The organism is Kribbella sp. NPDC026596, from assembly GCF_040638415.1.
GTDB lineage: Bacteria > Actinomycetota > Actinomycetes > Propionibacteriales > Kribbellaceae > Kribbella.
Window position 1 is genome coordinate 123296 of sequence record NZ_JBEZYF010000011.1, and the last position, 23358, is coordinate 146653.

20 protein-coding genes are annotated in these 23358 nt (G+C 68.3%); 12 read left to right on the plus strand and 8 right to left on the minus strand.

Translation table 11 applies throughout. From position 1 onward, the window contains the following. From AB0E63_RS11975 to AB0E63_RS11990, 4 genes are read left to right on the plus strand one after another with little or no spacing between them, the layout of a single operon-like run. Nucleotides 1-2283, plus strand: coding sequence for a glycosyltransferase (locus AB0E63_RS11975; RefSeq protein ID WP_360364497.1), 2283 nt, complete (start codon nt 1-3; stop codon nt 2281-2283). Beyond that, nucleotides 2283-3107 carry a hypothetical protein gene (locus AB0E63_RS11980; RefSeq protein WP_360364499.1) on the plus strand — a complete coding sequence of 275 codons (825 nt, stop codon included), beginning with the start codon at nt 2283-2285 and terminating at the stop codon, nt 3105-3107. Before AB0E63_RS11975 ends, AB0E63_RS11980 begins: the two co-directional genes overlap by 1 nt. Next, nucleotides 3100-4818 carry a hypothetical protein gene (locus AB0E63_RS11985; protein ID WP_360364501.1) on the plus strand — a complete coding sequence of 573 codons (1719 nt, stop codon included), beginning with the start codon at nt 3100-3102 and terminating at the stop codon, nt 4816-4818. The genes AB0E63_RS11980 and AB0E63_RS11985 overlap by 8 nt, the downstream gene beginning before the upstream one ends. Then, nucleotides 4818-6968 carry a glycosyltransferase gene (locus tag AB0E63_RS11990; RefSeq protein WP_360364502.1) on the plus strand — a complete coding sequence of 717 codons (2151 nt, stop codon included), beginning with the start codon at nt 4818-4820 and terminating at the stop codon, nt 6966-6968. Before AB0E63_RS11985 ends, AB0E63_RS11990 begins: the two co-directional genes overlap by 1 nt. A 193-nt stretch (nt 6969-7161) precedes the next feature. Here the strand turns inward: AB0E63_RS11990 and pseI are convergent, their stop codons facing one another. Both pseI and AB0E63_RS12000 read right to left on the minus strand, forming a co-directional pair. Beyond that, nucleotides 7162-8211 (minus strand): pseudaminic acid synthase, encoded by a 1050-nt coding sequence (gene pseI, locus AB0E63_RS11995; protein ID WP_360364504.1) that lies wholly within the window; start codon nt 8209-8211, stop codon nt 7162-7164. Then, nucleotides 8211-8717, minus strand: coding sequence for a GNAT family N-acetyltransferase (locus tag AB0E63_RS12000; RefSeq protein ID WP_360364506.1), 507 nt, complete (start codon nt 8715-8717; stop codon nt 8211-8213). Before AB0E63_RS12000 ends, pseI begins: the two co-directional genes overlap by 1 nt. Nucleotides 8718-8801: 84 nt before the next feature. On the opposite strand from AB0E63_RS12000, the gene AB0E63_RS12005 reads away from it, so the two are divergent. Further along, nucleotides 8802-10379: a family 10 glycosylhydrolase gene (locus AB0E63_RS12005; RefSeq protein ID WP_360364507.1), complete on the plus strand. Its 1578-nt coding sequence runs from the start codon at nt 8802-8804 to the stop codon at nt 10377-10379. 3 nt (nt 10380-10382) lie between these two features. On the opposite strand, the gene AB0E63_RS12010 is transcribed toward AB0E63_RS12005, so the two are convergent. Beyond that, nucleotides 10383-12785: a hypothetical protein gene (locus AB0E63_RS12010; protein ID WP_360364580.1), complete on the minus strand. Its 2403-nt coding sequence runs from the start codon at nt 12783-12785 to the stop codon at nt 10383-10385. Nucleotides 12786-13277: 492 nt separating this feature from the next. Here AB0E63_RS12010 and AB0E63_RS12015 point away from each other — a divergent pair, with 492 nt between their 5' ends. From AB0E63_RS12015 to AB0E63_RS12030, 4 genes are read left to right on the plus strand one after another with little or no spacing between them, the layout of a single operon-like run. Next, nucleotides 13278-13454, plus strand: coding sequence for a hypothetical protein (locus tag AB0E63_RS12015; RefSeq protein WP_360364509.1), 177 nt, complete (start codon nt 13278-13280; stop codon nt 13452-13454). A 41-nt stretch (nt 13455-13495) separates the two neighbouring features. Then, complete coding sequence (locus AB0E63_RS12020) at nt 13496-13747, plus strand: acyl carrier protein (RefSeq protein WP_360364511.1); 252 nt, start codon at nt 13496-13498, stop codon at nt 13745-13747. Beyond that, nucleotides 13744-14985, plus strand: coding sequence for an AMP-binding protein (locus tag AB0E63_RS12025; protein WP_360364512.1), 1242 nt, complete (start codon nt 13744-13746; stop codon nt 14983-14985). Before AB0E63_RS12020 ends, AB0E63_RS12025 begins: the two co-directional genes overlap by 4 nt. Continuing rightward, entirely contained in the window at nt 14978-15724 is a 747-nt protein-coding gene (locus tag AB0E63_RS12030) for an SDR family NAD(P)-dependent oxidoreductase (RefSeq protein ID WP_360364514.1), read from the plus strand. The genes AB0E63_RS12025 and AB0E63_RS12030 overlap by 8 nt, the downstream gene beginning before the upstream one ends. Here the strand turns inward: AB0E63_RS12030 and AB0E63_RS12035 are convergent. Together AB0E63_RS12035 and AB0E63_RS12040 are read right to left on the minus strand one after the other, a co-directional pair. Further along, complete coding sequence (locus AB0E63_RS12035) at nt 15721-17115, minus strand: FAD-binding oxidoreductase (protein ID WP_360364516.1); 1395 nt, start codon at nt 17113-17115, stop codon at nt 15721-15723. The genes AB0E63_RS12030 and AB0E63_RS12035 overlap by 4 nt on opposite strands. Nucleotides 17116-17181: 66 nt before the next feature. After that, entirely contained in the window at nt 17182-17283 is a 102-nt protein-coding gene (locus AB0E63_RS12040; RefSeq protein ID WP_360364581.1) for a BBE domain-containing protein, read from the minus strand. A gap of 100 nt (nt 17284-17383) precedes the next feature. Here AB0E63_RS12040 and AB0E63_RS12045 point away from each other — a divergent pair, with 100 nt between their 5' ends. Beyond that, nucleotides 17384-18589 carry a DUF2786 domain-containing protein gene (locus tag AB0E63_RS12045; RefSeq protein WP_360364518.1) on the plus strand — a complete coding sequence of 402 codons (1206 nt, stop codon included), beginning with the start codon at nt 17384-17386 and terminating at the stop codon, nt 18587-18589. Continuing rightward, nucleotides 18586-19119, plus strand: a complete 534-nt coding sequence (locus tag AB0E63_RS12050) for a dTDP-4-dehydrorhamnose 3,5-epimerase family protein (RefSeq protein ID WP_360364519.1) — start codon at nt 18586-18588, stop codon at nt 19117-19119. The genes AB0E63_RS12045 and AB0E63_RS12050 overlap by 4 nt, the downstream gene beginning before the upstream one ends. Here the strand turns inward: AB0E63_RS12050 and AB0E63_RS12055 are convergent. Next, complete coding sequence (locus tag AB0E63_RS12055; protein ID WP_360364521.1) at nt 19100-19678, minus strand: helix-turn-helix domain-containing protein; 579 nt, start codon at nt 19676-19678, stop codon at nt 19100-19102. The two genes, AB0E63_RS12050 and AB0E63_RS12055, sit on opposite strands and share 20 nt — an antisense overlap. 145 nt (nt 19679-19823) lie before the next feature. Between AB0E63_RS12055 and AB0E63_RS12060 the strand changes: the two genes are divergently transcribed. Next, nucleotides 19824-21311: an MFS transporter gene (locus tag AB0E63_RS12060; protein ID WP_360364523.1), complete on the plus strand. Its 1488-nt coding sequence runs from the start codon at nt 19824-19826 to the stop codon at nt 21309-21311. Here AB0E63_RS12060 and AB0E63_RS12065 read toward each other — a convergent pair whose 3' ends face one another. Further along, complete coding sequence (locus AB0E63_RS12065) at nt 21312-22280, minus strand: GNAT family N-acetyltransferase (RefSeq protein ID WP_360364525.1); 969 nt, start codon at nt 22278-22280, stop codon at nt 21312-21314. A 40-nt stretch (nt 22281-22320) separates the two neighbouring features. Continuing rightward, nucleotides 22321-23352, minus strand: a complete 1032-nt coding sequence (locus AB0E63_RS12070; RefSeq protein ID WP_360364527.1) for an alpha/beta hydrolase-fold protein — start codon at nt 23350-23352, stop codon at nt 22321-22323. Nucleotides 23353-23358: the final 6 nt, after the last annotated feature.

The window sequence follows — 23358 nt, forward strand, 5'->3', positions numbered from 1 at the left end:
GTGACGCCGCGGCTCAGTGTGGTCGTGCCCTTCTACAACGTCGGCGAGTACCTCGGGCCTTGTCTCGAGTCGATCGCCCGGCAGGCCTGGGGCGACTTCGAGGCGATCCTGGTCGACGACGGTTCGCCCGACGACAGCGCCGTCATCGCCAAGGACTTCTGTGCCCGCGACTCCCGCTTCCGGCTCGTCCAGCAGGCGAACGCCGGTCCCGGGCCGGCCCGGGACACGGGGATCCGCGAGGCGACCGGCGAGTACCTGGCGTTCGTCGACGGCGACGACCTGGTCTCGCGGTACGGATTCGCCGCGCTGGTCCGGACCCTGGACCGGACCGGATCGGACTTCGCCGGCGGCAACGCGCGGCGGTTCAACAACAGCTTCGGGGTCCGGCCGTCGTGGCTGCACCGGCAGCCGTTCGCCCGCGTCCGGCACGCCACCCACGTGTCGGAGTTTCCCGACCTCATGCTGGACCGGATGCTCTGGAACAAGGTTTACCGGCTGTCCTTCTGGACCGAGTACGGCTACAGCTTCCCGCCGATCCGCTACGAGGACTATCCCGTCGCACTGAAGGCGCACCTGGACGCGGTGACCGTGGACACGATCACGCAGGCCGTCTACTACTGGCGCGAGCGGGAGTCGGGTGAGTCGATCACCCAGCAGAAGTTCGAGCTCGGCAACATCCGCGACCGGGTCGTCTCGGCCGGAATGGTGCTGGACCTGGTCGAGGACGCCGTACCGGTCGTCCGCCGGCGGGTGCACGCGCACCTGGCCCAGATCGACGTACTCACCCTGATGTCCGCGTTCGGTTCGGTGCCCGCTGAGGAGGAGCAGCACCTCGTCGAGTTGTCCGGTGAGCTGCTCGATCGGCTCGACGACGAGGTCCTGGCGGCCACCCACCGGTACGACCGGATTCAGCATGCCGCGCTCCGGGCCGGTGACGTCGAGCTGCTCCGCCGGCTGGCGCACTTCCGCAACGACGGCGGTCTCCGCGGCGGTGCACGGGCGGTTCCGCGGCCGCGGCGGACGCGGCAGCTCGACTACAACTACCCCGGCCTGCGGGAGGACGTCGTACCGCAGGAGCTGTACCGGGTCTCGGAGCGGAGCCTCACTCTGGCGACGAATGTGCGCGAGGTGGCCTGGGTCGGCGACTCGCTGTCGGTCAAGGGCACGGCCGAGATCCGCCACCTGGCGACCGAGCGCTCCTCGAGCCTGCAGATCTCCCTGGTCATCGCGGACACCCCGCACCCGCTCGAAGTACGCCGGTACGACGCGCTGGACCTGCACGGGGACACGACGATGGTCGGGTTCGAGGTGGTGCTGGATCGCGAGCTGCTCGGTCGATGCACGGGCGCTCCGGCGCACTTCGACGTACAGATGAAGTCCGGGCGCCGGGATCGCCGGGGCACGCTCGGCGGGCAGGGGCCGGGGAGTCCCGGCTGGCCGCCCGGTGCGTGGATCGACGAGACGAACTGGATTCAGCCGGGTCCGGGCAAGAACGGATGCTTCTCCGTCCGCCGGCTGACGGATCCGTGCCGGTTGACCTCGGTAGAGCGGACACCGGATGCGCTGGTGTTGCACGGCCGGTCGTCGTTCGACGAGCCGTCGTTGTTCGTCAGCCGGCCGGTGCTCGGCGGCGAGGAAGAGATTCCGCTGGAGCTCGACGGTCGTGACTTCACCGCGCGGTTGCCGATCGCGGACCTCCTGGCGCAGGCGAATCCCGACGACCCCTTCGGCCAGCGGACGACGCGATCGTTCCGGCTCCGCGATCCCGAAGGACAGCAGCGGGTGCTGCTGTGGACCGCCGGTGACTCCGCGGTCTCCCGGACCGAGGCCGGCCGGGTGGTGACGCTGACGCGATCCACCGGTGGGTACGTGAACCTGCACGAGTCCCCGATCCGGACGACGGCCACCACTGCTGTTGCTACAGGCAGCATGTTGGTGGTCAGCGGGGCCGACGGAGGTGAGGTCTCGTTCAGCTGGCGGCGGTACCTGGCCGACTCCGACGATCACCTGGACGTGGTCTGCCGTCGTACGTCGTCCGCCGACGGCTGGTGTGCAGCCGCCGAGGTGGACGCGCTGATCCCCGCGGCTGCGGTGCGGGTCTCGGCGGACCCGTTGGCGTCGCTGGCGGACTGGATCCTGTTCGCGACCAAGGCCGACGGGTCGTCGCACGCCGTGCAGTGCGAGCCCTTCCTGTGCAGCCGGTTGCCGTTGACGATCTCGCGGGGTGCACACGTTCTCGCCGTACGACCGCATGCCGGCACGCTGCACGTGGAGGTCCGCTGATGCATCACCACAACCACTACTACGGCCAGACGCACATCCTGTCGCGGTACGCCGGTCTGGACTTCGACCACCCGCCACGGCTGCGCGGCTATCTGCAGCACGGCTGGAACATCGGCTGCGGGTGGAACCCGGTGCACGAGTTCTACGACGGCGCCTGGCGGTTCACCTGGAGCGACGCGCCGCGGCGCCGCGGGCATTCGCTGGGCCGGCGGAACTACCACAGCATCGGCGCGCCGTTCCTCTATCTGCTCGAGCTCGAGCAGCAAGAAGAGGAGCCGGTCGAGCGCGAGGGCACGCTGTGGTTCCTCTTCCACGGGTGGGAGGGCGGCAAGATCCACGGCGACCACCAGCGGCTGATCGACGAGATCCGCGAGACCGAGCCCGGCCCGGTCACCTTCAGCCTCTACTACACCGAGTACGACCGTCCCGAGGTCCGCGGGTACTACGAGGACGCCGGCTTCCGCGTGGTGTCGTTCGGGCGCCGCGGGTTCTCCTACGAGGGAACGGATCGGCGCTTCCTGTTCAAGCAGCTGGCCGAGCTGCGGCGGCACAAGCGGGTCGCCGCCAACCGGTTGTCGACGGCAATCTTCTACGGCGTCGCGGCCGGCTGCGAACCCGCGGTCTACGGCGACCCGATGGAGATGGACGGCGAGAACCCCTTGTTCGGCGGGCAGAGCCGGATCGAGCGGCTGTGGCCGGAGATGCTCGGCAAGTCCATCGACCTGGAGACCGCACGGGCGACGACCGACCTGGAACTCGGCAAGCCCTGGATGATGCCGCCCGCGGAGCTGCGAATGCTGTTCGATTGGAGAGAGCGTGTCTGACCTGCAGGTGGTTCTCGGTGAGATGCAACCGTGGACGGATCGCACCGACCACCACCCGGCCCTGGCCGCGTTGCTGGCCGACGTCCTTCCCGGCAACCGCCGTACCCTGATCGTCGGGCCGCACTCCCGTGCGCTGATCTCGGCCGTCTCCGAGCGGACCTCCGACGCGACCGTCCTGCTCCGCTCGGTGTCGGACGCCGAGGAGCTGGCCGCGGAGTTCGGCGACCGTCTCCAGGTCGTCGCCGGTGCTCTGGACGGACTGAGGTCCGAACCGTTCGAGGTGGTCCTCGCCGCTGACGGTCTCGACCGGGTCCTGGGCTACGACAGTGAGAGCCTGAGCTGGTCCGAGCGCCTGGCGGCGGTGTCGGCGCTCGCGACCCCGGATGCGGTCGTCGTCCTGGGCCTTGAGAACGAGTTCTCCCTGCTGAACTTGCTCGACCGTCGTCCGCCCCACGAGCGCCACGGCGACGACGACTGGCGTCCGCTGCACGACGACCCGACGCGACCGGTGTCCGCCGATCAGTTCATCTCCGCTCTGCCGTGGACTGCGCAGGTGTACGCCGACTTCGGCTCGCGGACGTTCGTAGCCGCCGAGGTCGCCGCGGCCGCGCGCCCGGGGGAGCTGCCCACCCGCCTGGCCACGGACGCCCTGGAAGCAGTCGACGTCCCGCTGCTCTCGCCGATCGCCGACGGCGTCGACTCCGCCGCCCGCGCCGGCCTTCTGGCCGCCATCCCCACCGGCTGGCTCGCCATCACCGGCACCCACGCCGAACACGACCTGTACGTCGAAACCGGCCCGGCGATCTTGACCGCCAACCAAGGCACGTCCGGCTGGCAGACAACGATCGGTACGCCCACCACCGGCCCCGCGCCGACCACCGGCGCCGCCGACGCTCCGGTGGCCGGGAACGATCTCCCTTCCCCGACCACGCTGGATTTTGATGCCGGCGTTGTGCCGGCGGTGGTGCCTGGTGGCGTGTCGGTCGAGTCGGTCCTGCTTCGGCTTGCTGCCGCCGAGGACGTTCCCGGCTTCCGCAAGCTGGCCGCTCGCCTCGGCGAGTGGGCCACCGAGTCGCGGGTAGTGCTTCGGTGGGACGACGTCGTGGTCGACGGAGATACCTTTGCCTACGGGGTTTCGCCGTGGGCAACCGCGGAGCGCACGGACCGAGCGGACCTGCTCGCAGCCGCGTGGTATCGGTTCCACGATCGGATGATCGGCCAGCACCGGCGGCATCCGTGGCCGCCGTGGATGCTCGGCGACGACCTGGTCTCCACCTGGCTGGGCATGTCCGGGGTCGAGCTGCCGGAGCCGGTCCAGGCGACCTCACCCGACACCCCGCCCGCGTCCGAGGAACACGTTGCTCGCGGCAAGGAGTTGGCCGCCGCGCTGGCCGGCGTGCTGCAGCTGCCTGACAGTGTCGACGTACGCACCGAGCTCGCGGACGCTCAGCGGGCGCGGCAGGAGTTGTTCGAGCTGAAGGGGCATGTCTACGGCCTCGAGCGCACGCTCGGGTTCCGCAACAAGGCGATGAAGACGCGGGAGAACCGGATCCGCGAGCTTCGCATCCAGCTGCAGAAGGTGACCGCGGCCCACGATCGCATCCGCGGATCACGCACGTACGCGCTGTCTCGCGTGGTCTTCCATGCCGCTCAGGTCCGCAAGCCGCGGGTCGTCGCCCGCAAGCTGTCGCGCCGGCTGCGTAGGCGCTGATGCCGCCGCGGCTGAGCGTGGTGGTGCCGTTCTACAACGTCGGCGAGTACCTCGGTCCCTGTCTGGACTCGATCGCGCGGCAGACCTGGGCCGACTTCGAGGCGATTCTGGTCGACGACGGCTCGATGGACGACAGCGCGGTCATCGCCAAGGACTTCTGTACGCGCGACTCCCGCTTCCGGATGGTCCAGCAGGAGAACGCCGGGCTCGGGCCGGCGCGCAACACCGGCACCGATCACGCCACGGGCGAGTACATCGCATTCGTCGACAGCGACGATCTGGTCACGCGGCACGGGTTCGGGATGCTGGTCCGGACGCTCGACCGGACCGGGTCCGACTTCGCCGGTGGTAACGCCCGGCGATTCAACAACAGTTATGGCGTCCGGCCGTCGTACCTGCAACGGCAGTGCTTCACCCAGGACCGGTTCGCCACGCACGTGTCGGAGACGCCGGAGCTCGTGCTGGACCGGATGGTCTGGAACAAGGTCTACCGGCGGTCGTTCTGGGACGAGTATGCGTACCGCTTCCCGGCGATCCGGTACGAGGACTACCCGGTCACGCTCAAGGCGCACCTCGACGCGGTCACGGTCGACACCCTCGCCGCACCGGTCTACTACTGGCGCGAGCGGGAGTCGGGTGACTCGATCACCCAGCAGAAGTTCCAGCTCGGGAACCTCCGCGACCGGGTCCTGTCGGCCGGGATGGTGCTGGACCTGGTCGACGACGCCCTGCCCTCGGTTCGCCGTGGGGTGCACGAGCATTTCCGCCAGATCGACCTGCACGCGGTGCTGACAGCCTTCGGCACGGTTCCCGCGGAAGAGGAGCAACACCTCGTCGAGCTCGCGCACGAACTCGGTGACCGACTGGACGCAGCGGTGCTCGAGGAGGCATCTCGCTTCGACCGGATGCAGTACGCGGCGCTCGCCGGCGGTGATGTCGAGTTGCTCCGGAGGCTGGCGCTCGACGGTGCCGAGGCGCAGGAACACTTCCAGGTTTCGGCCGCGGATCTCACGCTGGCGACGAGCGTTCGTGAAGTGACGTGGGTCGATGGCGGCCTGTCGGTGAAGGGGACCGCTGAGATCCGGCATCTGCAGGCGAGTGCTGCGAGCGTTCGGATCTCGCTGGTGATCGCAGGGAGGTCCTATCCGTTGAAGGTACGGCGGTCTGCCGCGACGGACCTGCGTGGCGACGAGTCGCTGGTCGGGTTCGAAGTACTGCTGGATCGCGAGCTGCTCGGCCGGTGCACGGCCGGTCCGGCGCATTTCGACATACGGATGCGGTCAGGGCGCGTACGGCGGCGGGACAGGTTGCGCGGGCAGCGGGCAGGCAGCCCGGGATGGCCGCCGGGAGCGTGGATCGACGAGAGCAACTGGATTCAGCCGGGGCCGGGCAAGGACGGCTGCTTCGCGCTTCGGCGGCTGACCGATCCGTGTCGCTTGACCTCAGTCGAGCAGACTCCCGACGCATTGGTGTTGCACGGGCGGTCGTCGCTCGACGATCCGGCGTTGTTTGTCACCCGGCCGGTGGCCGGCGGCGAGGAAGAGGTTCCGCTCGAGCTCGACGGCCGCGACTTCACCGCGAGGCTGCCGATCCGGCCGATCCTCGAGGAGACGAATCCGGACGACCCGTTCAGTCAGCGGACGACGCGGGCGTTCCGGGTGCGCGATCCCGAGGGTCGTGAGCAGGTGCTGTTGTGGACGGCCGGTGATCGGCTGGTCTCGCATGCCGAAGATGGCCGCGTGGTGATGCTGACGCGGTCGACCGGTGGGTACGTGAACCTGCACGAGTCGCCGATCCGGATGACGGCTACCGCCGCTATTGCTGCGGGCAACAAGTTGGTGGTGCGCGGGCCTGATTGGGGTGAGGTCTCGTTCAGCTGGCGGCGGTATCTAGCCGGCTCCGACGACCACGTGGATGTGGTGTGCCGGCGTACCGTCTCGGACGACGGCTGGGCGGCGGTGGTGGACTTGGACGAGCTGATTCAGCCGTCGGAGGACTGGATTCTGTTTGCGACGGTGCCCGACGGGTCGTCGCATGCGGTGCAGTGTGAGCCTTTTCTGTCCAGCCGGTTGCCGTTGACGGTCCCGCGTGGTGAGCACGTCCTCGCCGTACGACCACTGGCGGGGACGCTGCACGTCGACGTGAGGTGAGCGAGGCGACCGGTGCGATCGTGAGTGGTTGTCCTTCGCGTGAGGTGTGAGGCTGCGGTTTGGGCAGCTTGGATCTTCGGAAACTATTCTGCGCCAGGTGACCGGAATGTTCCGGAAAGCGCAGGTTAGGGCCGTCGCGGCCGGCGGCTCTGCTCAGATCGCGTCTGCTGCCAATCGCCTCGCCGGGTACGCCTTACAGGAGATCCCAGGTGAGGGGGGTGCCGGCTTTGGTGTCGGTGCGGAAGGGGCGGCCTTCTACTTGGGGGTAGAGGTCGGGGGCGAGGCCGCCGGCGGGGCGGATGGAGCGGACGTTGTCGGGGGTGATGGGGTCGCCGGCGCGGACGTCCTGGGTGACGTAGAGGGAGCGGCGGAAGCGGAGGACGTTCTGCTCGGCTTGTTTGGGACCGATGATGGGCTGACCGAGAGCCAGTTGGGCGACGCGGGTGTTCTCGACGAGGGACTCCAGCTCCCACGGCTCGAGGGAGAACGCGGAGTCGACGCCGCCGTCGTTGCGTTTGAGGGTGACGTGCTTCTCGATCACGGTCGCGCCCAACGCCACCGCCGCAATGGCGGCGCCGATGCCCATGGTGTGGTCGGACAGACCGACCTGTACGCCGAGTGCGTCACGAAGGACCGGGATGGCCCGGAGGTTGGACTGCTCGGGCGGCGCCGGATAACTCGCGGTGCAGGAGAGCACGATGATCTGCTCGTTGCCGGTCGAACGCGCCGCGCGGACGGCGGCGTCGATGTCGGTCAGCGTCGCCGAGCCGGTCGAGATGATGATCGGCTTCCCGGTCTCCGCCATCCCGCGGACGAGCGGGAGGTCGCCGATCTCGTTCGACGCTACCTTGTATGCCGGGACGTTCAGCTTCTCCAGGAAGTCGATCGCGGTCTGGTCGAACGCCGACGAGAACGCCACCAGCCCGAGTGAGGTCGCCAGCTCGAAGATCGGCTCATGCCAGGCCCACGGTGTGTGCGCCTCCGCGTAGAGGTCATACAGCCGCGCCTCACTCCAGAGCTCGTGCTCCACCGGCAGCCGGAACGCCGGCAGGTCGAGGTCGAGGGTCATCGTGTCCGCCGTGTACGTCTGCAGCTTCAACGCCTGCGCACCGGACTCGGCCACCGCCCGGACGATGTCCTTCGCCCGTTCGAGATCGCCGTTGTGGTTGCCCGACATCTCCGCGATGACGAACGGCTGGTGATCCGGCCCGACGGGCACGCCGCCGATCTCGATGGTGCTCATCAATTCCCCTGAGTTCTACGGTCCTGCTTGCGCAGGCTGATCGGAATCACGGTGAGCTCGCGGCCGTCGGCGTACCGTCGCTCGGGCGTTCCCTCGGTGAAGCGGAACCGCCGGTTCATCTGCCGGACCACGGTGTTGTGCTCGAGCACCTCGCCGGTGAGTACGTCGAGACCGAGGTCGCCGAACGCGTACGCCGTCGCCTCGCGCATCACCTCGATCCACGCGGGCAGCGTCTCACCACGCTCAGCCAGCCCGTCCGCGTCGAGGAAGAATCCCCACGAGCCGGTCGATCCTTCGAGGTCGAAGAAGTTCACGACTCCGGCGGTCACATCGTCCCGCTCGTAGATCAGGACCCGGCGGGTGGGATCGACCGAGGCCTTCGCCCACCACGCAGCGTGCTCGTCCGCGCCGATCTCGTGCGACGTGACGCTGACCTCGCGATTGGCCTGTTGATTACGCAGTCGCCGGATCGTGTCGACATCGGCTTCGGTGGCGGCGCGCAACATGTTCCTAACCTAGCGTCTTCTCTTCAAGCGCCTGGTTGTGTAAACATCTTTCGACTTCACCTTGAACGACGGTCGGAGAGTGACATGAGAGTCTGGCGAGCTATGGGCATCCTCGGCGTGACGGCAGGGCTGTTACTGAGCGGTCTGCCCGGTACGGCAACGGCCGCGCAAGCGCCCGCGGATCAGCAGAGCTGTGCCCCGAGTCCGACGACACCGCTCCGGCAGTTCCGTGCGACCTGGGTGTCGTCGGTGGTGAACATCGACTGGCCGTCCAAGACCGGTCTGAGCGCGGCGCAGCAGCAGGCCGAGCTGATCTCGTGGTTCGACGACGCGGTCCGGCAGCACCACAACGCCGTCATCCTGCAGGTCCGCCCGACCGCCGACGCCTTCTGGCCGTCCAAGGTCGAGCCCTGGTCGCGGTACCTGACCGGCACCCAGGGCGGCGACCCCGGCTACGACCCGCTCGCCTTCGCCGTCGCCGAGGCGCACAAGCGCAACCTCGAGCTGCACGCCTGGTTCAACCCGTACCGGCTCTCGATGGGCACCGACATCAACGCCCTCGTCCCCACCCACCCGGCCCGGCAGCACCCGGACTGGGTCGTCACGTACGGCGGGAAGCTGTACTACAACCCCGGGATCCCGGCGGCCCGCAAGCTGGTCGAGGACGCGATCATGGACGCGGTCTCGCGCTACGACCTCGACGGCGTGCACTTCGACGACTACTTCTACCCGTACCCGGTGGCCGGACAGGTCTTCGACGACGCCGCGACGTACGCCCAGTACGGCGCCGGCTTCCCGACGCTGGCCGACTGGCGGCGGAACAACATCGATCTGCTGATCCAGGAGATCCAGTCACGGATCAAGGCGATCAAGCCGTGGGTGAAGTTCGGCATCTCGCCGTTCGCAGTGTGGCGGAACAAGGCCACCGACCCGGAGGGCTCCGACACCACGGCCGGCGTCCAGACGTACGACGACCTGGCCGCGGACACCCGCAAGTGGGTCCGCGAGGACTGGATCGACTACATCGTCCCGCAGGTCTACTGGGCCGGCGGGTTCGCGCCGGCCGACTACAACAAGATCGTCCCGTGGTGGGCCGACCAGGTGCGCGGTACGCACGTGCACCTCTACATCGGCGAGGCGACGTACAAGGTCGGTACGTCGACGCAGTCGCCGGACTGGGCGGATCCGCAGGAGCTCAGCGACCACCTGGCGTTCGACAGCACGATCCCCGAGGTCAAGGGCAACATCTACTTCTCGGCCAAGGACGTCCGAGCGGACCGCCTCGGTGCGACCACACTGCTGAACAACAACTGGTACACGCGGCCGGCGCTGATCCCCGCGATGCCGTCGCTGGACTCCCGCCCGCCGCTGCCCGCCCACGCCGTCCAGGCGACGCGGACCGCTGACGGTGTCCAGGTGAAGTGGCGTCGTACGTCCGGCGACACGACGTCGTACGCCGTCTATCGTCGCGAGCTGCTGGGTGGCGACCACTGCCCGGACAACGACGCCCGGAACCTCATCGCGACGGTCCGCTCGACCGGCGCCGCGCAGTCCTACCTGGACACCACGGCGACGCCTGGCAAGGCCTACCTCTACACGGTCGCCGCTCTGGATCGTCTGGCGAACCAGAGCGTGTCGATCCCGGCAGTGTCCCTGCGCTGACGGTCAGGGACTTGGGACTCCCGGCGTAGTGGTGAGCTGCGTCGGGAGGGGGCCGGTGGGGAAGGTCGGCGGAGGCAGGCTTCCCGTCGGCAGGCTGCCGGTCGGGAAGGGCTGGCTCGGCAGCGTCTGGCCAGGTGTCAGGGTCTGGACCGGTACTCCAGGGGTCTGCGTCGGGAAGCTCGGAGTCTGCGTCGGTGAACCGGTCGGGAACGAGGGAGACGGCGTCGGCGACTGTGTGCCGGTCTGAGACGGCGTCTGGGACGGGAACGGGTTCTCCGGCGGCGGCGGATAGAGCTGGTAGACGCGGACGGTGCCGTACTGGAACCGCAGTTCGGTCAGCCGGTCCAGGTTCTTCGGCGGCGCACTGACGCGTTCGTCGAGCAGCAGCCACTGCACGTCGTACTTGGTCCGTAGCGTCTCGAGCACCTCGCGAGTGGGGCTGGCGAAGGCCTCGTCGTTCAGACGGAGCATCTCCTCGTCCCAGTAGCTGCTCTGGACACCGTCGGGGTAGGTGTCGTCGACACGGGTCTGGTAGGCCCAGCCCTCCACGAGTACGCGGCGTTCGGCGTACCCGGCGATCCAGTATGAGCCGGTGAGGCAGTGCGACGCGCGAGCCTGGTGGCAATGCAGGTTGGTGGCGATCTTGTCGTCGGATCCGGAGTTCCGCCGGATGAACCGTGCGGCCTCGATGCCACCTGGTGCGATCGACTCGTACTCCGTCAACGGCGGTGTGGCGAACTTCCGCAACGACACCACCGTCGACGACGCCGTCATCCCCAGGAGGACCGCCACGGCGATGAGGGCCCAGGTACGCCGGGAGCCGCGCAGGACGAGCCCGAACACCCCGATGCCGAGGGCTGCGATCGCCAAAGCGACCGCGAGGCTCTGTCCGAAGCAACTGGCCGACGTACACGAGTCGTCCGACCGGTACCGACCCCAATAGATCGCAGCAACCCCGATGAGCAAGGCCACCGCGGCAATCCAGTACTGCCGACGCTGCAGTGAGCCGAGACCCCAGGTGGCGATCAGTACGCCGTAGATGAAGCCGGTGCGGACGAAGAACAGTTGGGTCTCGCCCTCGTCGTACAGCAGCGACGCACCCACGATCGCCGCGACGAAGCCGAAGACCAGGAACACCGGCATCGGATCGCGCGGGATCCGTCGCTTGATCAGCAGGGCGCCGACCAGAGGCATGACCCAGCCGACCACCACCACTGCGGCGATCACCGCCACTGCGGAGCCACCGCCCATCTGGTCCGCCAGACCTTCGAAGGTCGCCGCCGGGTCGAAGATCACACTGGATCGGGCGCCACGCAGGACGACGAAGAAGGCCACCGCGTACGCCGCCGCGACACCAACACCGAGCACCAGCGCGCGCAGGTTCAGCCGTCCGGCCCGAACAGTCAGGTAGATCCACGCACTGGCCAGCCCGGTGGCGTAGACCGGCAGTGTGGTGGCCTTCGTCAAAGCCAAGGCCGCAATGAGCACTCCGGCGGTCACGAAGAGCCGGAACAACTGTCCGCGCGTCTGACCGGGCTTGCGACGCAGCAGCAACGCAGTGACCGCGATGAGTGGCAGCAACAGCACAGTCGAGAAGGCTTGCGGCGGATTGGTCAGCTGACCGAGTGAGAACGGTCCGTCCGCGAACACCCGGTTCGACACCGCCCACGGCCACGCCACCAGGTCGCCCGCAGCCACAGTGAGCCCGGCAGCGATCGGAGCGGCAACGGCCCGACCGGTGAGCACCATGCCGACTGCCGCAGCGCCCAACACGGTCAGCAGGATCCAGGCGAACGGCACCATCCGGTACGTCAGTACGTCGAGCGGAATGCTGGTGATCCAGTGTGTCGACGCAATGTGGTCGTACGCCGCCCAGTGGCTGGTCATCCACTTGCCATCGGCGTATGGGACCCGCGGTGGGAAGTGATGCGTCAGTTCGCCGGCCACTGCGAGGTTGTGCGGGGCGTCCGAGTTCGGCCTGAGTGCACTGGGTCCGGTCAGCGGGATGAGTTGCGATCCGACCCGTACGAACCACGCGGCCGCGACACCGACCGCCACCATCACACCGGCCGTCGCCCACCACGGCGTCGGCCGCTCGGACAGCCTCCGTCGTGGCAGAGTCCGCCATACCCCGAACGCCAGCGCCGGCATCAGCAACGCCGCCAACGGCATCGCGAACAGCATCCCGATCGGATAGAGGAGCGCCTCGACGGCCAGGCCGAAGGCCGTACCCAGAACCACGTCCGCCGTGAACCAGCCCGAGCCGCCGGTGAGCCGGCGCCAGAAGATCGTGCCCGGTACGGCGACGACGATCACGAGGTACCCGAGATACGCGCCGGTCATCCAGGGCGGCTGCTCCTGCAACGCGACGAACCAGGCCAGGGGCAGCACCGGCAGGCTCACCATCGCCGCCACGCGCGTCCCACGCCCCAAAGCCACGCGTTTCCCCCGGCCGGCTCTGATCATCGATGTGATGGCGTGGAAACCCCGTAGTTCACGGCGGGGAGGAGCGCCATCTCCCTCCTTCAGGTTTGTCGGTTGGGCTGGGTAGTGTCTTCGTCAGTTGCGATAGCCAAGCAACTAACACTTGTAGGACCAGCAACAACCGCGGCCGGGCGGGCCGTGGCAGCGCGGGGAGCCCTCTTGCGCAGTCAGGCATGGCTGTGAACCGCGAACCTCAACCCGTGAGGGTTGGAATCCTCTGCCTTCGGGCGGTGGAGGACGTCAACGGCAAAGTGTATGAGCCCGGAGAGTCGGGTCTGACGGGGGCGTCTGGGGAGTCCGTGCAGCAGAGCAGGTGCGGACTCACCAGAAACCCCGCCAGGAATCCGTTTGCCGGTAGGTATCTCTCACGTACACTCAGTAATCTCCTAGAACCCGCAGCGCTCGGGAGGTTCGATGGTCGTCCTCCACATCGCGGGACTGCCGGTCGAGGAGGTCCTGCTCGCCGCCGTCGCCGCCGCGAGTCCCTTGATCGCCCTGGTCGGCTGGGAGATCAGTGCGCGAATCAAACGCCTGAAAGCCCGGGTACGCCGTCAGTCGCCAGTGGGAGCACCGCCGCCGGAACCCCCCTGAGCCCGGCCCGCGGAAAATCGGGGACGCTAGGCTTTGGGCTTATGAGTTCGGTGGACCGGGGTCGGGTCAGGGAATTGATGGGTGAGGTGATGACGGCGCAGGGACGGACATTGCCGGCTGATGACGCGGCGGATCTGAGGCAGATCGGGTTCCGATCGCTGGACTTCTCCGAGCTGGCCCTCCGGGTGGAGGACGAGCTGGAGGACGAGCTGAACTTCGATGCCCCCGGGCTGCGCCGGATCGCCACTGTCGGCGACGTGCTGGATTTCATCGAGCAGCTCCAGTCGGCGTGAGCACGCGGCGCCGGAGCACCGCCCTGATCGGTGACGACAACACAGTGGTCGTCGCCGGCAAGAGCCTGACCTGGCGGACCCTGCACAAGCTCCCGCAGATTCCTTCGCCCGCGGCCGTCCTGGTCGACAACGGCGCCGACGCGCTCGCCGCCCTCCGCCACCACGCGGTGCACGGCACCGAGCTCCTGGTCTCCACCGCGACCCGCGTCGACGAGCGGATGCGCGAAGAACTGGGCGAGTCCGGATTCGCGGTCGTTCTGCCCGATGGGGAAGTGACCCCGGCCAAACTCAAGCGCGTCGAGGAGTCGGGCCGCGCCTGGTTGCTCACGTCCGGTTCGACCGGCCGCCCGAAGCGGATCGGCCACACCCTCGAGTCGCTGACCACCGTGACCGGCGACCAGCCCGCGCGTACGTGGCTGCTGCCGTACTCGCCGGGCACCTACGCGTGGTGGCAGGTCGTCACCCTCTCGCTGACCCATGCCGATCAGGGTCTGGTCGTGATCGAGCCCAGCGAGCTCGACGACTGGCCGGCGATCGCCGCCGAGCACGGCGTCACTGCCGCCTCCGGTACGCCGACCTTCTGGCGGCAGGCGATCTACCGTGACGCCGACGGGCTGAGCGACGTACCGCTGGAGCAGATCACGCTCGGCGGTGAGCCCGTCGACCAGGCGATCCTCGATCAGCTCCGGGAGATCTTCCCGAAGACCCGGATCTCCTGGATCTACGCGTCCTCCGAGGTCGGCGCGTCGATCGTGGTCCACGACGGCAAGGCCGGGTTCCCGAAAACCTGGCTCGACCGCAAGCCCGACCTGGACCGCCCGATCCTCTCGATCGACGGCGACGAACTGGTCATCCGCTCACCGCATCACGGGGCCGGTCTGGTCGGTGCGGTCCATACCGGAGACCGGGTCGAGTACGACGGGGACCGGGTGATGATCACCGGGCGGCTGGACACCGACGAGATCAACGTCGGCGGATCGAAGGTGTCCGCCGGTGTCGTCCGCAGCGTGCTGATGGGTCACCCGGGTGTCTCGTGGGCACGGGTGTTCGCGCGCAAGGCTCCTCTGGTCGGCCGGATGGTCGCCGCCGAGGTGGTGCCGAACCGGGCGCTCGGTCCGATCAGCAACGCCGACCTGGTCCAGTGGTGCTCGAGCCGCCTGCCCGATTACGGCGTACCGCGGCGCATCACGTTCCTCGACGCGATCCCGCAGAAGGAAACCCTGAAGAGTGATGTCTGAAGTCAGCGTGGTCCCGCCCGCGTCGGTCGTACTGGTGTCGGGAGGATCCCGCGGCCTCGGCCTGGCGATCGTTACCGACCTGCTCGCAGCCGGCCTGAAGGTCGCCGCCTTCGCCCGGACCGTGACTCCTGAGCTGACCGCGCTCGGTGAGAAGTACCCGGACCACCTGTACTACGGCTCGGTCGACATCAACGACTCCGCGGCCGGGCAGGACTTCGTCAAGGCCGTGGAGACAGCACTCGGACCGATCGACGCCCTGGTCAACAATGCGGCGATCGGCCAGGACTCGCTGCACGTGCACACCTCGGCCGAGCGTCTCGACGACATCATCCGGACCAACCTGACCTCGCCGCTGATCCTGACCCGGTTCGTGCTCCGTCGCATGCTCGCGAAGGGCCTGAAGGGCCGGATCGTCAACGTCACCTCGATCTGCGCACAGCGCGGCTACCCGGGGCTGGTCGCCTACTCCGCCACCAAGGGCGGCATGGACGCGGCCACCCGTTCACTCGCCCGTGAACTCGGTGGCCGCGTCCTCGCCAACGCGGTCGCGCCGGGCTTCTTCGCCTCGGACATGTCCGCGGTCCTCGGCCAGACCCAACTCGACCAGATCGTCCGCCGCACCCCGACCGGTCACCTGACCGAACCCGACGACGTCGTCCCGGTCGTCCGGATGCTGCTCCTCGACAACACCAACATCAACGGCCAGGTCCTGGTCGTGGACGGCGCCGCGTCGATCTAGGCCGGCTTGATGTTCGCGTTCCGGTGGAACAGATTCTCCGGGTCGTACTTCGCCTTGATCGCCGCCAGTCGCTCGTACTTCGGCCCGTACGACGCCCGCACCCGATCGTCGGCGCCCGCGTCGCTGATCGCGTTGACGTAGCTCCCGATGCCCCGGCTGACCGGAACCATCGCGTCCCAGAACGATCGGACCCAAACCCGTTCCTGCTCCAGCAGTTCGGGCGTCGGGCAGATCGCGATGACGAAGCCCGCGTAGCCGGGCGCCCGGCTGCCGCTGAACGCGGTGGCGTCGTCAGGCACCTTCGAATAGGCGCCGTCGAGCCGGTAGACCAGCATCGCCGAACCCGGTGACTGCTTGAGCGGTACGTGCTCGGTGATCACTTGGATCGCCTCGTCGGTGAAGTCGTCGAGGTAGAAACCCTTGTCGTAGGCGTGGAATCCCCACGCGTTCGCCTCGTCCAGCATCTGCTGCAGGGCTAGGTACGGCATCGGGCTCGCGAACTCGAACAGCGGCGGCAAGGCAGAGCGGATCTCGTCCATCACCCGCGCGTGAACCTCGGCCGTACCGAAGCCGGTGACGATCAGTGCGTATCCGGGCCGGAAGTGGTACTCGGCCGGTACGAACGGAGCCGGCGGCGCATTCACCGCTCCGACCAAGATGTTCAGCTCGTCCGGAAGTCTCGCGATGACCTCACGGGCCGTCCGCAGCACGTCGGTGCCCTGGTCGAGGCCCCAGAACGCCAGCCCGAAGTCGATCATCGGATCGACGTCGTGCAGGCGGAACTCGAACTCCGTCACGACGCCGAAGTTGCCGCCGCCACCGCGAACCGCCCAGAACAGATCCGGGTTCTCGTCGTCGGAGGCGTGGCGGATCTGTCCGTCCGCGGTGACGATCTCGACCGAGACGAGATTGTCGATGCTGAGCCCGTACTTGCGGGTCAGCCACCCCATGCCACCACCGAGCGTCAGTCCTCCGACTCCGGTGTGACTGATCATGCCGGCGGGCGTCGCGAGGCCGTACTCCTGAGCCGCCGCGTCGAGTTGCCCGAGTTCGGCGCCACCGCCGACCCGGGCCTGCTTCGCGCCCGGATCGACCGTGACCTCGTTCAGCGGGCTGAGATCGATCATCAGCCCGTCGTCGACCGAAGCCGAACCGCCCGGATTGTGCGCACCACCACGGACCGCGATCTCGAGCCCGTGGTCGCGCGCGAACCGAACCGCGCGGCTCACGTCCGCTGCGCTCTGGCAGCGGGCGATCACCGCCGGCCGTCGGTCGATCGCCGCATTCCAGAGCCGCCGGGCGTCGTCGTACCCGGCATCGTCCGGACCGAGCACCGGTCCGCTCATCGCCGTGCGGAGTTCACCGATGCCGCTGTCGGCAAGTTGAGTCATGAGACTGCCTCCCCCTGAGATGTCCCCTTTCGGCAGGATCGTCCCAGAGCGGGCTTAAGGCAACCTTCAGACGGCCGTGCTGATGTTCTGATTGCGGTGGAAGACGTTGTCCGGGTCGTACTTCGCCTCGTGTGCGGTCGCAGCGCGTCCCAGAACGATCGCACCCAGACACGTTCCGCATCCCGCAGTTCACGCACCGGGCAGACCGCGACCATGAACATCGCGTACCGATCGGTGCGGCTCGCGCGTGTCTGTCAGACTTGTCCGAGTGAGTGACGAGGAGATCCTGCGATTGTTACCGGTCGCGGCGACGATCGTTGCGGGGCGCGACGACCGGGCCGACGGTCAGCTGGCTCGCCTCGGTGCGTACGACGAACGCGATCAAGCGCAGGTGGATCGTTGCCTGCAGGTGTTTCTGGCCGGCCTGCTCCGCATCACCTGGGAACGCGGCTGGGCGCCGGCCGACGTGGTCCAGCACGGCCGGCGCGAGCTGGACCCCCGCGTTGAGCCGCTCCTCTTGGCCGCGATCTCCGCGGAGCACCAGCGCTACAAGGCCGCCACCATCGACCCCCGCTGGCTCGATCAACTGACCGACGTCGGTGTCCCGCAGCCGTTCACCGAGTTGACGCTCACCGCCTGGGCGGCCGCAGCGCGTGTCGGTCGGTATCTCACGCTGCACCACGCCCTCTCCCTGGCCGGCTTCCTCCAGTCCTTGCCGGTCCTGGCCCGGCTCTATCCACTGCCGGGGACGACGGTGCTCGGTGAGCACCACGTCGTACCGGTGAACGGGAAGATGCTGGCGCGCATCCGGCGTTTGCTCGCGAAGGCGGAGGCGACCGAGTTCCCGGACGAGGCGGAAGCCCTGTCCGGCAAGGCGCAGGAGCTGATGGCCAAGTTCTCCCTCGACAGCGCCCTGGTGGACGCTGAGGTGGAGATCCCGGACGACTCCGCCGGCCGCCGGCTCTGGGTCGATACGCCGTACGTGTCCGCGAAGGCGCAGCTCGTCGGCGCCGTGGCGTCGGCCAACCGCTGCCGTACGGTCGTGATCGACAACCTGGCCGTCGTCACCATCGTGGGTGCCGAGCTGGATCTCCAGCTCACGGAGATCCTCAGCACCTCCCTCCTGGTCCAGGCGAACCGCGCGATGCTTGCTGCAGGCAAACACATTGGCCACCGCGGCGAGTCCCGAACCCGCTCGTTCCGGCAGTCGTTCCTGATGGCTTACGCCCAACGGATCGGCGAGCGGCTGGAGGCGTCCACGGCCGCGACGCAGGCCGCCGTACCCGAGCCCGATGCGGGACGGCTGCTGCCGGTGCTGGCCAAGCGGGAGGAGCAGGTGGACGCCTTGTTCACCAAGCTGTTCCCGAACACGACGACGCGGCGGACACGCATCACGAACGGCGCCGGGTGGAACGCGGGCCTGACCGCGGCTGACCAGGCGCAGCTCGACGCCCGCCGGCAGGTCCGCCGGTGAAGGTTCACCAGACCGGGATTCCCGGGGTGCTGCGGATCGAGCTGGAGGTTCAGCCCAATGACGACGGATGGTTCAAGGAGAGTTTCCACGCGGGCAAGCTCGCGGCCGCCGGGATGCCGCGCTTCGACGTCGTCCAGCACAACGTCCTGTCGCTGGCCGAGGCCGGGATCATTCGGGGGATCCACGCCGAGCCGTGGGACAAGTACCTGTCGCCGTCAGCCGGGCGGGTGTTCGTCGCGCTCGTCGATCTGCGCGACATCGAGACGTTCGGCCAGGTCGCGACGTTCGAGCTCGGCCCGTCGCAGGCGCTGTATGTCCCCCGTGGCGTCGGGAACTCGTTCTGCACGCTCGTGCCGCACACGACGTACAACTTCCTGGTGAACGAGCACTGGTCGCCGGAGCGGATCACTGTGGACCTCTTGGATCCCGAGCTGGGAATCGATTGGCCGTTCCCGCGTGAGCAGCTCAGCTACACCGAGCGCGATGCCGCCAACCCGTCGCTGGCCGACGTCAGGAAGCAGCGGGCCTGAGTCCGCACAAGACGATGTCGAGCAGGCGATGCGCCTGCTCAGGCTCCATGTCGCGGCCCATGTTGATGCCGCCGACCAGCCGCATGATGTCCATCAGCTCGAGCTCGGGCCGGACCTCGCCGGCCGCCTTCGCCTTGTCCAGCAGCAGCTGGCCGGCTTCCTGCACGTTGACCTTGCAGGACTGGAAGAACTGCGAGTCCTTGCCTAGGGCAACCGTGAGCTCGCTGGCCAGGCTCTTCTTGGACAGCCCGTACCCGACGAAGCTGCGCAGCCAGGCGGCCAGCGCCTCGAACGGCTCCAGCTCCCGGTCGAAGTCGTACGCGCGATCGCACACGGACTGGATCTCGTCCACGTAGACCGCCTCGAGCAGCGCGGTCCGGCTCGGGAACCGGCGGTAGAGCGTACCGATGCCGACGCCGGCCCGGCGGGCGATCTCCTCCAGCGAGGTGTCCGTGCCGTGCTCGGAGAACGCCTCCCGGGCGGCCGTCACCAGCAGGTCGTAGTTCCGCGCCGCGTCGGCCCGGGTCGGCCGCAGGGACGGCAACGGTGTGGGCGCCATCCGGCCTCCTCACTGTCCGTGGCGGGCGTGCCGCTGAAAGTCCGCACACAATATCGCTTGCAAAGCGGAGGGTGCCTCCGTATTGTATCCGGAGGAGCGCTCCGCTTTCCCTCCCAACTGTAGCCCCTCCGGGGTAAGGAGCAATATGTCGGCAACAGCCGCGGCGCCGGCCGGCGCCGCCTCAGGCACGCCAGCCCGGCGGGCCGGGGTAGTCCTCGCAGTCATCCTGGTCACCCAGTTGATGGTGATCCTCGACGGCACCGTGGTGAACATCGCGATGCCTCATATCCAGCAAGCCCTGCACTTCAGCCCGTCCAGCCTGTCCTGGGTGCAGAACGCCTACGCGCTCGCGTTCGGCGGTCTGCTCCTGCTCGGCGCCCGCGCCGGCGACCTGCTCGGTCGGCGCCGGGTGTTCATCACCGGTATCAGCATCTTCACCCTCGCCTCGCTGCTCGGCGGACTCGCGCCGAACGCCGAGCTGCTGCTCGCCGCCCGTGTCCTGCAAGGCATCGGCGGTGCGATCGCCGCACCGGCGGCGCTCACCCTGCTCATGCTCACCTACCGCGAAGGTCCCGAGCGGATGAAGGCACTCGGCTACTACAGCCTGGTGTCGTCCGGTGGAGGCAGCGTCGGCCTGGTGCTCGGGGGCATGCTGACGGATTGGGTGTCCTGGCGTTGGGGTCTGTTCATCAACGTCCCGATCGGTATCGCGCTGGTGATCACGGCCAGCCGGGTGCTGACCGAGACCGCGCCGGAGACCGGCCGGTTCGACGTGGCCGGCGCGCTCACCTCGACGCTCGGCATCACTTCGCTCGTCTACGGCTTCATCCGGGTCGCCGACGCCGGCTGGACGTCGACCGAGGTGCTGGTCGCGTTCGCGGCCGGTGTGGTCCTGCTGGTCTCGTTCGTGCTGATCGAGCGCCGGGTCAGCCACCCGATCGTGCCGCTGCGCCTGTTCCGGTCCGCTGACCGGTCGGCGGCGTACGTGACGATGTTGCTGGTGGTCGGGACGATGTTCGGGATGTTCTTCTTCCTCACGCAGTACCTGCAGGGTGTGCTCGAGCTCAGCCCGCTGGCCGCCGGTCTGGCCTTCCTGCCGCTGACCGGTCTGCTGTTCACCGCGTCGAGAGTCGTACCGAAGCTGGTCGCCCGGATCGACGGCGCGAAGCTGATGCTGACCGGATCGACCCTGGTCGCGCTGGGCACCGTCTGGCTGACCCAGTTGGACGCGCACAGCACGTATCTGGCCGATGTGGTCGGACCGCTGCTGCTGTTCGGAGCGGGTGCCGGGATGATCTTCATCCCGCTCGTCGGCCGAGCCATCTCCGGTGTCGCGCCGGAGGACTCGGGCGCCGCGTCCGGCATGCTGAACGTCGTCCAGCAGGTCGGTGGCGCACTCGGCCTGGGCATCCTGGTCACCATCTTCGGTACGGCGAGCCGCAACTCGAGCTCGACGATCCCGCGGGAGGTCCTGGTCGACGGGGTGCACGCGGCGTTCATCGGATCCCTCGTGTACGCCGTACTGAGCCTGACGATGATCGTGATCAGCGTCCGCCCGTGGAACTGGTTCCGCACCCGTCCGGAGCCGATCGAAACGTCCGCCGAGCCGGTGGTGGTCGATTCACACGTCTGATCAGAGCGGCAAGCGGTAGGTGACCCACTTGCCGTGAACCGAGTAGCCGAGGCTTTCGTACAGGCCGAGTGCGCCAGTGGGGTTGTCGGCGTCGACGCCGAGGCCCGACCGCTGGTAGCCGGCCTGTACCGCCTCGGCGAGCACCTTCGCCAACGCGGCCCGGGCCAGCCCGCGACCCCGGTACGCCCGGCGGGTCCCGACCTGGCCGATGTACAGCTCCCGGATCCCGGTCACCTCGGTGTCGGCGTCCCATTCGTAGCCGAGCACATACGCCGCGATCGTCTCGCCGTCCAGGACGACGTACGACGATCCGCCGCGGAACGACCGCGCTCCGGTGTTCCAGACCTTCCAGCTCTCCGCATCGCGCGGGGTCGAGCCCCAGTGGTCGCGGAACACCTCGTTGTGCGTCAGCCGGAGCGCCTCGTCGATCGACGGATCGAAGGCCTCGAGCCGGAAGCCGTCCGCGAGGGCCACCTCGGGGACCGGCTGATCCAGCGGGCGCTTCATGTCGAAGAAGTACCGCGTCTCCTCGAAGCCGAAGTTCCGCAGCAGCCGGTCCGCGCCGGCGTTCGTGCTGATGGTGCCGCTGGTGACCTCGCCGGCCGCGTCGGGGTGCTTGGCCGTGTGCACCTCACCGGCCCGCCGGATCAGCCACCGCATCAGCGTCGTACCGAGGCCGCGCCGGCGCCACTCCGGGTGGACCGTGCCTTCGGTCCGGACCCGGTCCACGTCCACCACGGTCACGGTCGCCTGCACCTTCCCGTAGGCGACCATCCGCCCGTCGGCCCACAGACCGATTGTGTCGTGGGCCGCGTCCAGATGCGGGTCGTCCAGCTCCTCGATCAGATCGTCGGCGCCGTAGTTCTCGCCTTCCTGGTCGACCTTCTCCCGGGCAGCCAGCAGTTCCGCCCACGCCTCGGCGTCCGCCTTGTCGATCGGACGCGCCTCGATCCCCTCCGGCCAGCTCATGGCTCGAAGGTACGACGTGCGATCGGCCGCAGCACCCCAATTACTGCGTGAGTTGCTCGCAGAGCCAGCGGACTGCCATCGGATAGCGGTACTCGATGCCGCCGTGCGTGCCCTCGAAGAGTTCGAAGTGCACCCGCTCGTCCGCCAGACCTGCCTCTTTGGCGGCCCGATGGAACGCGGTGGCGCCCAGATCGAGGTAGTACTCGTCCTGCCGGCCCGCGTCGATCCAAACGGCGCGCAGTGAGCGGAGTGCATCGGCGTACTGCGGTTCGCGGACCATCTCGACCGGGTCGCGGGACAGCCAGCGCTCCCAGATCTCCGGAATGACCGCGCCCAGATCGTCGAAGGGCAGCAGCACGGTGCCGTCCGGCTCGGCGGAGTACGCCGAGGCGTAGCCGTACATCTCGAGCAGGTGCAGGTCCTCGTTCGTGGTCCGGCCCGTCCGGCCGGCCAGGTCCTCGAAGTACTTCTCGTAGCTGCCGTCGAACTTGTCCCGCAGTGTCCGGGCGCGCACCGGGAACTCCGGCCGGTAGCAGAGGTCGAAGGCCGCGTCACCGGCGTGCGTCGCGAGTGCGCCGAACACATCCGGCCGCAGCAGCGGCGTCACCATGGCCGTGTAGCCGCCGCTGGACTTACCGGTGACGGCTCGGTGATCGCGATCGGCGATGGTCCGGTACGTCGCGTCGACCCAGGGGACGATCTCCTCACACAGGTAAGAGTGGTACTGCCCGGTGCCCGGAGAGTCGAGGCACTGGCTGCCGCCGTACTTGGTCCACGAGTCGACGAACACCACGATCCCCGGCGGCACGTCGTCGGCGGCGAACATCGCGTCCAGCAACTCGGGGTAGGGCTGCCGGAACGGCACCCGGTTGGACCACATCCCGACGTGGCCGGTGTACCCCATCGTCACGTAGATCGTCGGATAGCGGTGGTCCGAGTCGTCGTACCCCGGCGGCAGGTAGACCAGCACCGGCCGCTCATGCGGATCACCCAGCGGGTTCCCGCGGAGCAACTCGCTCTCGTACGTCTTCCGCTCGAGCCGGCCGGCGAGATCTGCGGACCACGGCAACATGGGCAT

Coding starts and splice junctions, on each gene's coding strand:
- AB0E63_RS11980 (WP_360364499.1), top strand. CDS start 2,283: ATGCATCACCACAACCACTACTACGGCCAGACGCACATCCTGTCGCGG.
- AB0E63_RS11990 (WP_360364502.1), top strand. CDS start 4,818: ATGCCGCCGCGGCTGAGCGTGGTGGTGCCGTTCTACAACGTCGGCGAG.
- pseI (WP_360364504.1), bottom strand. CDS start 8,211: ATGAGCACCATCGAGATCGGCGGCGTGCCCGTCGGGCCGGATCACCAG.
- AB0E63_RS12000 (WP_360364506.1), bottom strand. CDS start 8,717: ATGTTGCGCGCCGCCACCGAAGCCGATGTCGACACGATCCGGCGACTG.
- AB0E63_RS12005 (WP_360364507.1), top strand. CDS start 8,802: ATGAGAGTCTGGCGAGCTATGGGCATCCTCGGCGTGACGGCAGGGCTG.
- AB0E63_RS12010 (WP_360364580.1), bottom strand. CDS start 12,785: ATGGTGAGCCTGCCGGTGCTGCCCCTGGCCTGGTTCGTCGCGTTGCAG.
- AB0E63_RS12015 (WP_360364509.1), top strand. CDS start 13,278: ATGGTCGTCCTCCACATCGCGGGACTGCCGGTCGAGGAGGTCCTGCTC.
- AB0E63_RS12020 (WP_360364511.1), top strand. CDS start 13,496: ATGAGTTCGGTGGACCGGGGTCGGGTCAGGGAATTGATGGGTGAGGTG.
- AB0E63_RS12030 (WP_360364514.1), top strand. CDS start 14,978: ATGTCTGAAGTCAGCGTGGTCCCGCCCGCGTCGGTCGTACTGGTGTCG.
- AB0E63_RS12035 (WP_360364516.1), bottom strand. CDS start 17,115: ATGACTCAACTTGCCGACAGCGGCATCGGTGAACTCCGCACGGCGATG.
- AB0E63_RS12055 (WP_360364521.1), bottom strand. CDS start 19,678: ATGGCGCCCACACCGTTGCCGTCCCTGCGGCCGACCCGGGCCGACGCG.
- AB0E63_RS12060 (WP_360364523.1), top strand. CDS start 19,824: ATGTCGGCAACAGCCGCGGCGCCGGCCGGCGCCGCCTCAGGCACGCCA.
- AB0E63_RS12065 (WP_360364525.1), bottom strand. CDS start 22,280: ATGAGCTGGCCGGAGGGGATCGAGGCGCGTCCGATCGACAAGGCGGAC.
- AB0E63_RS12070 (WP_360364527.1), bottom strand. CDS start 23,352: ATGTTGCCGTGGTCCGCAGATCTCGCCGGCCGGCTCGAGCGGAAGACG.